This window comes from Candidatus Enterococcus murrayae, assembly GCF_017315985.1.
GTDB classification, from domain to species: Bacteria; Bacillota; Bacilli; order Lactobacillales; family Enterococcaceae; genus Enterococcus_A; species Enterococcus_A murrayae.
On the sequence record NZ_JAFLVR010000035.1, the window covers coordinates 148,417 to 161,665 of the forward strand.

General features: G+C 40.0%; 10 protein-coding genes and 1 other annotated feature. Of the genes, 2 read left to right on the forward strand and 8 right to left on the reverse strand.

Features of this window, described 5'->3' with window-relative positions; genetic code table 11:
* Window positions 1-28: 28 nt before the first annotated feature.
* The 5 genes from JZO85_RS15410 to JZO85_RS15430 all read right to left on the reverse strand — a co-directional run bounded on the left by JZO85_RS15410 (window position 29) and on the right by JZO85_RS15430 (window position 8,155).
* Window positions 29-2,668, reverse strand: coding sequence for a valine--tRNA ligase (locus JZO85_RS15410; protein WP_207109407.1), 2,640 nt, complete (start codon window positions 2,666-2,668; stop codon window positions 29-31).
* Between the two features lie 194 nt (window positions 2,669-2,862).
* Window positions 2,863-3,076: a binding site (T-box leader), on the reverse strand.
* A 33-nt stretch (window positions 3,077-3,109) separates the two neighbouring features.
* Complete coding sequence (locus tag JZO85_RS15415; RefSeq protein WP_207109408.1) at window positions 3,110-3,745, reverse strand: redox-sensing transcriptional repressor Rex; 636 nt, start codon at window positions 3,743-3,745, stop codon at window positions 3,110-3,112.
* Window positions 3,746-3,918: 173 nt separating this feature from the next.
* Entirely contained in the window at window positions 3,919-5,127 is a 1,209-nt protein-coding gene (gene thiI / locus JZO85_RS15420; protein WP_207109409.1) for a tRNA uracil 4-sulfurtransferase ThiI, read from the reverse strand.
* A gap of 38 nt (window positions 5,128-5,165) precedes the next feature.
* The gene (locus JZO85_RS15425) at window positions 5,166-6,308 is read right to left on the reverse strand and encodes a cysteine desulfurase family protein (RefSeq protein ID WP_207109410.1); all 1,143 of its coding nucleotides are present in this window, start codon (window positions 6,306-6,308) and stop codon (window positions 5,166-5,168) included.
* 125 nt (window positions 6,309-6,433) lie between these two features.
* Window positions 6,434-8,155 (reverse strand): septation ring formation regulator EzrA, encoded by a 1,722-nt coding sequence (locus tag JZO85_RS15430; RefSeq protein ID WP_207109411.1) that lies wholly within the window; start codon window positions 8,153-8,155, stop codon window positions 6,434-6,436.
* Between the two features lie 316 nt (window positions 8,156-8,471).
* Here JZO85_RS15430 and JZO85_RS15435 point away from each other — a divergent pair, with 316 nt between their 5' ends.
* Complete coding sequence (locus JZO85_RS15435) at window positions 8,472-9,824, forward strand: aspartate kinase (protein WP_207109412.1); 1,353 nt, start codon at window positions 8,472-8,474, stop codon at window positions 9,822-9,824.
* Window positions 9,825-9,891: 67 nt separating this feature from the next.
* Here the strand turns inward: JZO85_RS15435 and JZO85_RS15440 are convergent, their stop codons facing one another.
* The 3 genes from JZO85_RS15440 to JZO85_RS15450 all read right to left on the reverse strand — a co-directional run bounded on the left by JZO85_RS15440 (window position 9,892) and on the right by JZO85_RS15450 (window position 12,148).
* Window positions 9,892-10,401: a pyrophosphohydrolase domain-containing protein gene (locus JZO85_RS15440; protein WP_207109413.1), complete on the reverse strand. Its 510-nt coding sequence runs from the start codon at window positions 10,399-10,401 to the stop codon at window positions 9,892-9,894.
* Window positions 10,402-10,467: 66 nt separating this feature from the next.
* Window positions 10,468-11,304, reverse strand: coding sequence for a Cof-type HAD-IIB family hydrolase (locus JZO85_RS15445; protein ID WP_207109414.1), 837 nt, complete (start codon window positions 11,302-11,304; stop codon window positions 10,468-10,470).
* A gap of 13 nt (window positions 11,305-11,317) precedes the next feature.
* Window positions 11,318-12,148 carry a DUF72 domain-containing protein gene (locus tag JZO85_RS15450; RefSeq protein WP_207109415.1) on the reverse strand — a complete coding sequence of 277 codons (831 nt, stop codon included), beginning with the start codon at window positions 12,146-12,148 and terminating at the stop codon, window positions 11,318-11,320.
* 89 nt (window positions 12,149-12,237) lie between these two features.
* On the opposite strand from JZO85_RS15450, the gene JZO85_RS15455 reads away from it, so the two are divergent.
* Window positions 12,238-13,212 carry an asparaginase gene (locus tag JZO85_RS15455; protein ID WP_207109416.1) on the forward strand — a complete coding sequence of 325 codons (975 nt, stop codon included), beginning with the start codon at window positions 12,238-12,240 and terminating at the stop codon, window positions 13,210-13,212.
* Window positions 13,213-13,249: the final 37 nt, after the last annotated feature.

A 13,249-nucleotide genomic window follows, 5' to 3' on the forward strand; every position in this document is an offset into this window, starting at 1 on the left:
GGTAATGCTGCACCCGTTAATTATCTTTTTAAGAAATTGTCCGCAAGCTTTCAATACGTTCTTGAACCGCTGCTTGTTTTTCTAAATAATCTTTTTCTTTCGCACGTTCTTCAGCTACTACATTCTCAGGCGCATTTGCCACAAAACGCTCATTAGCTAATTTACCTTGAACACGTTTCACTTCGCCATTCCATTTCGCTAATTCTTTTTCTAATCGTTTGATTTCTTCTTCGATATTAATTAATCCCGCCAAAGGAAGATAAATTTCCGCACCAGTCAATACAGCTGACATCGCTAAATCCGGCGCAGTAATATCACTTGAAATCACTAATTCTTCTGGATTGCAGAAGCGTTCGATATAGCTGGTGTTTTCGATTAGGAATTTATCAATTTTGACATCGTTGGTTTTGATTAGCAACGTGATTGGTTTAGAAAGCGGCGTATTCACTTCAGAACGAATATTACGAACCGAACGAATCAACTCTTTCAAGACTTCCATTCCCTTTGCAGCTGTTTCATCGTTATTTTCTGGATGAACTACTGGATAATCAGCCACAACTAAAGACTCGCCTGTATGTGGAATCTTTGCCCAAATTTCTTCTGTTACGAATGGCATAATTGGATGCAATAGACGTAGCGTTTGATCTAATACGTAAACCAAGATGCTCTTCGTCGTTTGTTTAGCAGCATCATCTTCACCGTAAAGAATTTCTTTACTCATTTCGATGTACCAGTCACAGAAGTCATCCCACATGAAGTTGTACAATTGACGCCCAGCTTCACCAAATTCAAATTGATCAAATAGATTCGTCACTTTTTCGATCGTTTCATTCAAACGAGTTAAAATCCAACGATCCGCCACGGTTTTCTCACCAGAAAAGTCAATGTCTTCGGCAGTAAAACCTTCAACGTTCATGATTACGAAACGAGAAGCGTTCCAGATTTTATTGATAAAGTTCCAAGCGGCATCCATCTTTTCATAGCTGAAGCGCACGTCTTGGCCTGGTGCAGATCCCGTAGATAAGAACCAACGCAAGGCGTCAGCACCGTATTTTTCAATGACATCCATCGGATCGATTCCGTTACCTAGGGATTTACTCATTTTGCGGCCCTGTTCGTCACGGATTAAGCCGTGGATCAATACATTCTTGAATGGACGTTCATCGGTAAATTCCAAACTTTGGAAAATCATCCGGCTTACCCAGAAGAAAATAATGTCGTATCCTGTCACTAATGTGCTCGTTGGGAAGTAGCGCTTGTAATCTTCACTGCCTTCATCCGGCCAGCCCATCGTAGAAAACGGCCATAAAGCTGAGCTGAACCAAGTATCCAATACATCCGGATCTTGTTCCCAATTTTCGCTGTCCGCTGGAGCCTCCATGCCAACGTACATTTCACCAGTTTCTTTGTGATACCAAGCAGGGATACGATGCCCCCACCATAATTGACGAGAAATTACCCAGTCATGAACATTTTCCATCCAAGTCATAAAGGTATTGTTGAAACGCGGCGGGAAGAATTCAACAGCATTATCGGTGTCTTGATTTTTCACCGCTTGATCCGCTAACGGACTCATTTTAACGAACCATTGAGTGGATAAACGAGGTTCTACTACAACACCGGTTCTTTCTGAATGCCCAACACTGTGAACCATTTTTTCAACTTTGATTAAACGTCCGATTTCTTTTAGATCGTCAACAATTGCTTTACGAGCTTCGAAACGATCCATTCCAGCATATTTTCCAGCTAAGTCATTCATACTGCCGTCATCGTTCATGACATTTACTCGTGGCAGATCATGGCGATTACCAACCTCAAAGTCATTTGGGTCATGGGCTGGAGTGATCTTAACCGCACCCGTTCCAAACTCACGCTCAACATAGCTGTCGGCAATAATTGGAATTTCTTTGTCTAATAATGGAAGAATCGCTTTTTTACCAATCAAATCTTTATAACGATCATCTTCTGGATGAACCGCGATCGCTGTATCCCCTAGCATTGTTTCTGGACGAGTCGTCGCAATCTCTAATACGCCGCTGCCGTCAGCCAATGGATAAGAAACATGGTAGAATGCCCCTTCAACATCTTTGTGGATTACTTCGATATCAGACAAGGCTGTTTTAGCCTGCGGGTCCCAGTTAATGATATACTCGCCACGATAGATTAAGTCCTTTTCATATAAAGAAACAAATACTTTGCGAACTGCATCGGACAACCCTTCATCAAGGGTAAAACGCTCACGGCCATAATCAAGAGATAAGCCTAACTTTGCCCATTGTTCACGAATATGACCGGCATATTCGTCCTTCCATTCCCAAACCTGATCGACAAATTTATCACGACCAAGATCATATCGAGAAATTCCCTGTTCTCTTAATTTTTCTTCAACCTTTGCTTGAGTAGCAATACCAGCATGGTCCATTCCAGGCAGCCATAACGTATCAAAGCCCTGCATCCGTTTTTGACGGATGATCATATCTTGTAGCGTTGTATCCCAAGCGTGACCTAAATGAAGTTTTCCCGTAACATTTGGTGGCGGGATCACGATTGAATAAGGTTTGGCTTGTTTATTTTCTGATGGCTTGAATAAATCTTGATCTAACCATTTTTGATAACGACCCGCTTCAACTTCTTGCGGATTGAATTTTGTTGCTAAATTTTCAGTCATAGTTTTTCCTCCTAAAGAATCATTGTTTTGTGAATAATTTGTGTTAGTTCGTCTAAGCTTAAGGACAAACTTCCATCGCTCCCTCATTCTGCTATTCAGCTTAAGCAATGATTTCTGTAAAATCTTTTTCAGCTTTTCTAGAGCATAACCTGGATAAAGCAGAACTAACAAAAAAGTCCTAGAACACAAATGTGTTCTAGGACGTAAAATACGCGGTACCACCTAAATTGCAGAAAACTATCTGCCGCTCAAACATGCTGTAACGGTCATGTGCCGTGCGCTCTTACTTGATTCAGATCGCAAAACTCCCAAGCTACCTTCCATAAGTCAAAGTGAAGATGTTTCAGCCATGCATCTTCTCTCTAGAACCTTGATTTCTTATGTACTCCTCTTGTTCATCGTCTGAATCATTCTACAATGAACTCAGAAACTTGTAAAGTCCTACTGTCCATCAAAATAAATCAATGTCTGCAATTCTGAAGTTAAATCAATATAATGCACATGGACATTCTCAGGTACTTTCAGCGGGTCTGGAGCAAAATTTAGGATAGCTGTAATACCATTAACAACCACTTGGTCAATCGCTCTTTGTGCGTTTTGACTTGGCACTGTTGAAATCGCAACGGTGATTTTTTCCTCCGCCAAAACATCATTCATTTCATCAATCGAATAAACATGGTATCCACAGATCTCATTACCGACCTTTTCGGGATCATTGTCAAAAGCACAAACGATATTCAAATTTTCATTCCGCCGAAAATTATTATTCAAAAGCGCTTGGCCTAGATTCCCACAGCCAATCAATGCAATTCGTTTTTCCTCTTTTGTTTCTAGCATATCGCTAAAAACTTTGATCAAGTCACTGACATCATAGCCATAACCACTTCTGCCTAACTCGCCAAAATGAGAAAAATCACGACGAATCGTCGCAGAACCGACTTGGGTCATTTTACTTAGCTCAGAGGATTTGATACGTGTAATCCCATTCTTTTCTAAGCCTTTTAAACAACGCAAATACAAAGATAATCTTTTAGTTGTTGCTTTCGATAGTTGTGGTTTTTGAATTATCCGCTCCATGGTCGCTCTCCTTGTTTATCTTAATGAATTATTTTAAGTATATGTAATCCTAAATTTTAGAACCACGATTGTTTGTTAAACACTTCACATAAATGATTTTAACATGTAGAAAAAACAATAACAATCTTTTGCAAAAAAAAGAGCAAGAAAGTATTCTTTCCTGCTCACTAATATTATAAAAAATCTGCAAATTCTTCGTTTTTTTCCGCTTGAGCGGGTGTGATTTCTTCAATCTTTAATCCTGCTAAACAGCGGGACATTAATCCCTCAATATCGAAGCGTTCCTCCAATTCCAAAACTTTTTCCAATTTTGGCCGAGTTTTTGGTTGAGGCGGTGCAAAAATCGTACAGCAATCTTCAAACGGTTGAATGGCTAATTCAAAGGTATCGATCTTTTCTGCCAGCTCAATGATTTCCGTTTTATCCATCGTTACAACCGGACGAATAATCGGCGTAGTTGTAACTTCATTGATTGCTACCATACTATGTAGCGTCTGCGAAGCAACTTGCCCTAAGGATTCCCCATTGATAATCACCAAACCATAACGCATTTCACGGATTGCATCTGTTATGCGCAACATCATGCGTCTCGTCAACGTCATCCAATATCCTTGCGGACTATGTTTCTTGATTTCTTCTTGAATCTCGGTGAATGGTACTTCAATAAATTGAATACCGCCAACATAAGGAGTTAATTTCTCAGTTAGGTCCTTCGCCTTTTGCAGCGCTTGTTCGCTCGTATAAGGAGGGCTTGCAAAATGAACTGCTTCGATTTCAACACCGCGCTTCATTGCTAGGTAGCCAGCAACTGGTGAATCGATTCCCCCAGACAGCATCAACATACCGCGTCCGCTAGTCCCTACCGGCAGTCCGCCAGCTCCTTTGATGGTTTCATATGAAAGGTAAGCACCATCACGACGAATCTCAACGCGCAGATTAATATCCGGACGCTTCATCTGTGCTTTAATCTCTGGGCAAACATCCATCACTGCGTTTCCTAAAAATTGCTGAAGCTCGTGACTATCCAATTCAAAGTTGTGGTCGCTGCGCTTTGCTGTGATTTTAAAGGTTTCCTTCCCAGTGTAGACCTCTTTCATGATTTGTTGTGTCATTTGTTTTAAGGCATCCAAATTTTTTTCCACACGAATACTAGGTGAAAACGTTTGAATACCAAAAACTTTCTCTAATCTAGGTAAAACCAAATGACTTGCTTCGCCATTTAATAAGATATGCATTCGGTCGCGCTCTGCATGAATCTTCAACTCAGGGAATTCCGCCAGTGCACCACGTACATTTTGTGCTAATCGCATGATGAAACTGCGTCGATTCTTCCCTTTTGTCGATAACTCACCATAACGCACCATAATTTCAGTATATTGCACGATCATTCTCCTCATTTACTATTTAAGTAGCTTTTTCTTTAGTTGATCTTCGAAAATTTATTATATAGATGATTGAATACCACCATAAATTGCTCTGCTTCTGCCATTGTGTTGCCTTCATCCAAACTTACACGTACTGCTGTTGTTGCAACATCGTGAGGGACATTCATCGCATGAAGAGTTGAACTATCCACTTTTTTACGACTAGAACAAGCACTCGTAGTCGAGACAAAGATTTGCTTTTCTTCCAATGCGTGCACTAAAACTTCTCCACGAATTCCTTTGATCCCAAAAGTTAAAATATGAGGAGCAAAATTTTCTTCACCTGAGAAAATCGTTACTTTATCATAACTGGTTAACGCCTCTTTTAAATATTGACGAATAACAGCTGTATGATTTGGTCGTTCTGCTTTTTTCTCAAGGTGCAGTCGTAAAGCGCGACTCATAGCTACAATCGCAGGAAGATTTTCAGTCGTTGCTCTTTGGCCGCTTTCTTGCCCTCCACCATTTAATAATGGGGCTAGATTTCTCCCAGCTTTCCAATAAATGAAGCCTACACCACGTGGCCCATGGAACTTATGAGCAGAAAAAGTCGCAAAATCAACTCGGGGAGTTAACCACTCCGCTTGATCAACTTTTCCAACGGCTTGTACAGCATCCACATGAAAATGAATCGTCGGGTAACTTTCCAGAATAGCACTAATAGCTTTGATCGGCTGAATCGCCCCCATCTCATTATTGACTCCCATAATAGAAACTAAAATCGTTTCAGGGCGAATCAATTCTACAAGTTTTTCTACTTGCACAAAACCGGTTTGATCAACAGGGACCACACTCACTTCATATCCAAGTTCTTTCAGCTGCTCCGCTGTACGACTAACTGCTGGATGCTCTACGCTGGAAATAATAATATGGTTCCCATAGTCTCGCTTGGCAATCGCTGTACCTTTTAATACCCAATTGTCTCCTTCTGTCCCTCCGCTAGTAAAAAAGATTTCATTGGCTTGAACACTCAGAAGCTCCGCTATTTGTTTACGCGCTTGCTGCAGTAAGCGATTTGCCTGTGTACCTAAATCATGCAAACTTGAGGGATTCCCCATAATACGTTGACTAGTTTTTACATATGTATCTAATGCTAACGGATAAATCGCAGTCGTTGCACTATTATCAAAATAAATCATTCTCTGACCTTCCTTCAAAAATTCTTTCCTATTATAGCGAGAATGTTGCAAGTCTTCAAGTATTCCTTATAAATATGGAAATCCATGGAAACATTCGAAAAAATAAGCTGAGCGATACGCTCAGCTTATACTAAATCTCGGTTGTTGAAATAAAAATCTTCGATTCGTTTGAATGCTCCTGGTTCAACACGTTCAAGCGCTGTACCGATCTCATCCAAAGCATCTTGATAACGGTATTCTTTGTTGAATAACTCTAAACTATTTTCAATCGCGTTCTTAATGTCAGGATGTGTATGACGGTAACGATTTGCATATTGCATCATTTGTTCTGTCAATGCAGCAGCATCAACTAAATCGTACGTCTTTTGATCCAGCATTTCCATATCTTCATCACAGAGGCTAACTAGTTTGTTGATATCCTGCATGTTGATTCGAATCTTATTTAATGACTTACTCAATTCTTCAACCCGATCAGTTGCTACAAAGAAGAATTCTAAGTAATCTCCTGGTAAACCAGGCAAACGCTGTTGCTCTACATAACGTTTCAGGTTGCGTAAACGAAACTCATATTTCTCAATTTTGGCAGAAGCTTCTTTTTCACCTCTACGCAAATCATGCAAGTCATCATCGATTTCAACCTGTTTCGTTTCAATATCGTCTAAGACCTTAAACGCATCTTTATAAAATACTTGAACCTCTGAATATGGCAATTCGTGCTTGTCAATCTGCGGCTCCATATTACGGTTGCGTCGTTCCAATTCCTCGATCTCCGTCTGGAATCCGCGAGCTCGGCCTAATTCATTATTATTCAAAGCATAGCTTTGAGACGTATGATCTAACTCCACCATCAATTGATGATTATTGCGAGCCGCATGAGAGATATATTCACCGATCGTTTTGCGATTCGTTAAAACATATTTTTTAGCTTCAAATTCTTTTTCCAACACCACGTAAAGATCATCGATCAGTTCAGCCGTTTCTTTATTGGCAGTTTCAACCGTACTCAATTCGATTTTTTCTAGATCTTCCAATGAGCGTTCTACATGCTTTTTCACTTTATCCAAACGCTCTTCAAAGTTATCTTCTGGTAAAACGAAATTATCTACCATCATTTTCTTGTAGGTTTTTTCTAACTCATCAATTTGGCCTGGAAATGTTTTTTCTAAATCTTCATAGATTGTTGGAACCTTTTGCATTGTTGCTTGAACTTCATAGGTATGTTTCTCAGCATCGTCTAATACTTCTCGTGCTTCAATTGGATCACCTGAAGTATTCAACGTTACAAATTGTGTAAACTCGATTTCAACATTTTTTACTTGTTTCTGAATTTCTGGTAAAGCAGGTCCAAAGTTGTCTTTTTTCTCTTTCAGATCCTTCTTTAATTCTTCAAAAACATCTAAGGCTTGCTGCACAGCCAGTGAATTCCGTTCCTCAGTTTCCCGTAATTCCTTCAGCCCTGTACGAATGCCTTCAACTTCTTCTTCCATCTCTGTCATTGTACGTTCAGCACTTTCAATCGCTGATTTGCCCTTCATGAAACGAAAGGTTTCATTTTGACTCTCAACTTCAAAAATTTGACTTTCCAGTTCAGCAAAAGATTTTGTCGAAACATCCGTCCATTTTTGATTCCACTCACGGAAAGTATTCTGACTTTGACCGACAAGGTGCATTTTCTTCACTTCATCGACCTCTTCCACGACTGGAAGATCGAATAACGCTTCTTTCCTTTTATCAAGTTCTTTCAAGCGTTCTTGATTCTTTTTCTTCATCAGATAACCAATCAAGTATAAAGCGGCAGCCAAAATGACTAAGCCGATAACGATCCCTATGATTACATTACTTCCCATGTATGATTTTCCTTTCAACTATCAAGATTCAATTTATTTAATGGTTCATATATTCTTGTTTTTTGGCGAAAACATCTAACGTAGATTATAACACAAAAGACTTTTCTCTTCACTAGCTAGTTTAGAATTCATTTTGAAATGTTTATCGCACAGTCACTCTTCATATTAGCATTTTTTGGAATCCGCTTCAATTGTTATAAATTTAAGAAAAGTGTAATTTAATAAAAATTTCTATTCGTGAAAGCGGCAAAGCCCCTTGAAATTATGCGGCTTTTCAGATAATATTAAATCCACATTAAAATAAGAGGTGATTAAAGTGAAAGTGATCAAATTTGGCGGAAGCTCCGTGGCTTCGGCTGAACAACTAAAAAAAGTCTTAGCGATCGTTACCGGCGACTCTAGCCGTCGTTTCGTCGTGGTTTCTGCTCCAGGAAAGCGAACCAATAAAGACAAAAAAGTCACCGACTTATTGATTCAATTTTACAATGCTGTTGTATACAAACATGAAACTGGAGAATTGATCCGTGAAATCGTCGCTCGCTATACAGAAATTGCTGCAGCGTTCCACGTCGACGAAGATATTGAAAAAAAATTCAGCGCTGAATTACGTCAACTTCAAGAAAACTATGACGAAACAAACGCTTATGCTTTAGACAGCTTTTTAGCTAGCGGAGAAAACTTGAATGCTCAGCTAGTTGCTGCATGTTTCAAAAAGAGCGGCATCAATGCACGCTACATAAATCCAAAGGAACTGGGAATCACCGTTTCTGACGAACCGCAAAATGCCCGAATTTTAGAGGAGTCCTACGAGAAAATTTATCAATGGCGCGACTCGAAAGAAATTTTGATTATTCCAGGATTTTTTGGCTACACCAAAGATGGACATCTCTGTACATTTTCACGAGGAGGCTCCGACATCACGGGTTCGATCGTTGCAGCGGGCTTGAAAGTAGATATGTATGAGAATTTTACTGATGTGGATGGGATCTTTGCTGCTAGTCCAAAATACATTCACGATCCAGAATTGATTGAATTTGCTACCTATCGCGAGATTCGCGAATTGACTTATGCAGGCTTCACAGTCTTTCATGATGAAGCTTTGATGCCGGCTTTTAAAGCACAAATTCCAGTTATTATTAAAAATACCAATAATCCTGAATGTCAGGGGACCTTAATTAAAAAGTCCTTTGATAGTGAAACTCGCAATGAAGTTGTTGGCGTTGCTAGCGATGGCGGGTTCTGCGGTATTACAATTGGCAAATATTTGTTAAACCGGGAAGTCGGAATCGTTCGGCGAATCCTGCAAATTCTTGAAGATCTGAGTATCGGTTTTGAACATATGCCTTCGGGAATTGATGACATCTCGATTATTTTAAGAGAACGACAATTGACCCGCGATATTGAAGCAGAATTATTGAAACAAATTGAAGAAAAGATTCAGCCTGATCAATTATCAATCGAACATGGGCTTTCTGTTGTTGCACTGGTTGGTGAAGGTATGCGTGAACGGCCTGGTACCACCTCTGACAGCACTGCTGCCCTAGCTCGAAAAAACGTTAACCTACGAATGATTTCGCAAGGCGCGGATGAGCGAAGCATCATCTTTGCAATCCGCAGTGAACAAGAACGGTTAGCTGTTCGATCGCTTTATTACACTTTCTTTGATTAAAGGAGCCTTTCTTTAAATCTGTTGGCCTGATACCTAATCCATTAAATAAAAAAAGGAAAAGCCAGTGCTATTCGGCTTTTCCTTTTTGTCTATCCAGCTCTTTTTGAATCAACGGTTCTGGAGCATACTTTTCTTGCCAATCATCAGGCTTCATCACTTTATTCGTTATCGGATGATATCTAGGTTTGCCATCAGGGAAAAGTTTGCCCATATTTGCGCGATGGACAATTTCAAAAATCGGTTTTGGATCCACGCCAATCAAGGCAAATGATCCATAAGTAAAATAAAGTAAATCAGTCAAAGCATCCACTTCCGCAATTAACGGGTCTGTTACTGGAGCAGCTTTTGCTGAAACTTTTTCTTTGGCTTGATCGACGTCTTCATGAAGTTTTGCTACAAGGGCATTGAAGTCAGCTTCATCCCCTTCTGCAACACCATATAGAAATTCGACAATTTCTTCAACCTTAAAACCAGCGCGGAAGCTCCCGCGTTCTTTGGAGAATGCTTCTGGCTTCTCTGGCGGCATTGGGGCAAAAACCGTGTGAAACTCTCGTGCCATTTGATACGGTTCGTTCATCTATCAATACTCCCTATTCTTAATAAGTGTAAAATATTGTTTATCATTTTCTCTGAAATTCAGAAATCAAATAACCTCAAAATGTTTTAATGCTTGATAGATACCGTCCTTCTCGTTCGTCTCAGTTACATAATCAGCCTGTTCCTTTACTTCTGACAGACCATTTCCCATTGCCACTCCGATACCTACTTTTTGAATCATTTCAATATCATTGTAGTGATCACCAAAAGCCATTACCTCTTCTATATTAATTCCGGCTGCCTTAGTAAACTCTAATATTCCATGATACTTTGAACCGTCTTTAGGAACGATATCCACAGAATAAGGATTTGAACGTTGGAAAGAACAATCTGGCAAGCGTTCCTGCAAGCTTTGTGCTTCGTTTTCTGCACTAAAGAGTACACATTGGTAAATCGGCTCTTGTAAAATAGATAATTTTTTATACCTGCCCTTTTCTCGATTCGGACTAAAAGACTGCAATAATCGACGAGTCGACCTTACAGGAAACCATCTAGGCATCCAGCCAGCAATTTTTTTTAGCAGCGAGTTTTGTGACCATTTCATCAAGTGGCTGCCATCCACACGATAGCGACCGCCAAAAATAATTTGACGATGCTCATCGTCCGCAAAATCCACGATCTTTTGTAATGTCTCAGCAGAAAACGCCCGTTGAAAAATCTCTTTTTCTTTCGTATAAACCAACTGTCCGTTGTACATGACATAAACATCCAAAGGCAGCTGCTCAATCCGTTCTTCGATTTTTACTGGGCCTCGTCCCGTTGCTATTCCACAAAAAATCCCTTGATCTTGAGCTAACCGAATCGCTTCGCGGGTGCTGTCTAGCACCTTAGAATCACCAGTTATCAAGGTTCCGTCTATATCAAAAAAAATGGCTTTTATCATGGCTCTCCCTCGTTCAAAATAAATCGATTTGACTTGGATTCAATCCTTCATAATCCAGTTGAAGAATTTTTTTCAATTGCATAGCATTATCGGCGGCATCTCCACCAGAATTATTATTAAAAATGACGCCAATTTCTGCGGACTCCTCAGCTGCTTGTCTAACCTTAATCCCCAAGTCCTTCAATTCAGCCTCGTTGTAGCGGTATAAAGTACGCTTCTTGCGCCAATCACCAGTCCGATCGTTCCAATACGCTTGATTCCTTCCGTGAAAACGAAACAGACTAAAATTTTTATTCGTCACCGTAGAATCTAACGGAACAGTATCCGGTAATTGCGGTTCATCCACCATCACCAAACTAAAATCCAATGTTCTCATCAATTGTTTTGTTTTCTCAATTAATTCTTCAGCATACCAACTGTAATCTCGCAGTTCTATCGCTACAGGTAAATCAGGGAATAACTCCCGCAGTGTCTCTAAATAAGCGACGTTTTCTTTTGTACACTTAAATTGTGCCGGAAATTGTGCTAAAAAGCAAAATAACTTTCCACTTTCGATCATCGGCTTTAATGTTTCAAGAAAATGCTCCTGCATCGCTGCTATAGAAGGATAACTATCCTGCCATTTAGCCTGTCCTGTAAATCCCGCATATAGCTTAACCACAAAGCGAAAATCAGCTGGAACTTGTGTCAACCAGTTCTCAACCGAGCTCTTTTTGGTGATTCCATAATAATTCGTATCTAGCTCGACCAATGGCAGGTAACCGGCATACTCATACAAAGAAGAGGTCTTCTTACCAGTCAAGCTGCTGTGTTCATTAAAAGAAGTTAATCCAATTCGAATCATAGTATCCTAGCCTCCCTTTGTTTCATAGTATACAATAAGCATAGCAAAAAATTAGCAACAATGCGCTAATAACGAATGGAGTAATGATGATGAAACGGATTTTGATTTTACATACAGGCGGAACGATCTCAATGAGTCAAGATGCCGATGGTGCTGTACGTCCAGACAAAAAGAATCCTTTACTAGCGGCTGGGCAGGAATTACGTCTGCCAGCTGATATTGAATTGATCGTGGAAGATTTTTCTAACCTACCTTCCCCCCACATCACTGTTGAGACAATGTTTGATTTGAAAGAGAGAATCAAGTCCGCTAAACAAGAAGGTCTGGACAGTGTCGTTATTACCCATGGAACAGATACTCTGGAAGAAACTGCTTATTTTCTAGAGATGACCATTGGTGATTTAATGCCGATTATTTTAACTGGTGCGATGCGTTCTATCAATGAATTAGGAAGTGACGGTCTTTACAATTTCGAATGTGCGATTCGTGTAGCAGCTTCAGACAATGCTATTGGTAAAGGTGTGCTCGTTGTCATGAATGATGAAGTTCACAGCGCTCGTTATGTAACAAAAACCCATACAACAAATGTAGCAACTTTTCGGACCCCGACCTTGGGACCCATCGGCCTAGTCACGAAATCAAAGATACTTTTCAAGCAAGAATTGCCTAAAACAACTCGCTATGATATCAACAGCTTTGACGCAATGATCCCAATCATTAAGGTTTTTGCAGGAATGCAGGGCGACTTCTTCGAGATCCTTGATCAAGCCATTACAGTCGATGGACTAGTAGTTGAGGCGCTCGGTGCTGGTAACTTGCCTCCGCAAACCTTACCGCCTTTTTATCATTTATTGGAACAAGGTCTACCGATTGTCCTTGTTTCACGCTGCTTTAACGGTATCGCTGAACCAGTTTATGACTATCATGGCGGTGGTGTAGAGTTGGCACAACATGGTGTCATCTTCTGCAACGGAATCAATAGTCAAAAAGCTCGTTTAAAATTATTGATTGCGTTAAATGCTCACTTATCAAAAGAAGAATTAAAACACTTTATGGAAGAGTAGGTCCATTCTTTCAATTATTAAAATCTGAAGTATGAAC

Coding starts and splice junctions, on each gene's coding strand:
- JZO85_RS15410 (WP_207109407.1), bottom strand. CDS start 2,668: ATGACTGAAAATTTAGCAACAAAATTCAATCCGCAAGAAGTTGAAGCG.
- JZO85_RS15415 (WP_207109408.1), bottom strand. CDS start 3,745: ATGGAGCGGATAATTCAAAAACCACAACTATCGAAAGCAACAACTAAA.
- JZO85_RS15425 (WP_207109410.1), bottom strand. CDS start 6,308: ATGATTTATTTTGATAATAGTGCAACGACTGCGATTTATCCGTTAGCA.
- JZO85_RS15430 (WP_207109411.1), bottom strand. CDS start 8,155: ATGGGAAGTAATGTAATCATAGGGATCGTTATCGGCTTAGTCATTTTG.
- JZO85_RS15440 (WP_207109413.1), bottom strand. CDS start 10,401: ATGAACGAACCGTATCAAATGGCACGAGAGTTTCACACGGTTTTTGCC.
- JZO85_RS15445 (WP_207109414.1), bottom strand. CDS start 11,304: ATGATAAAAGCCATTTTTTTTGATATAGACGGAACCTTGATAACTGGT.
- JZO85_RS15450 (WP_207109415.1), bottom strand. CDS start 12,148: ATGATTCGAATTGGATTAACTTCTTTTAATGAACACAGCAGCTTGACT.
- JZO85_RS15455 (WP_207109416.1), top strand. CDS start 12,238: ATGAAACGGATTTTGATTTTACATACAGGCGGAACGATCTCAATGAGT.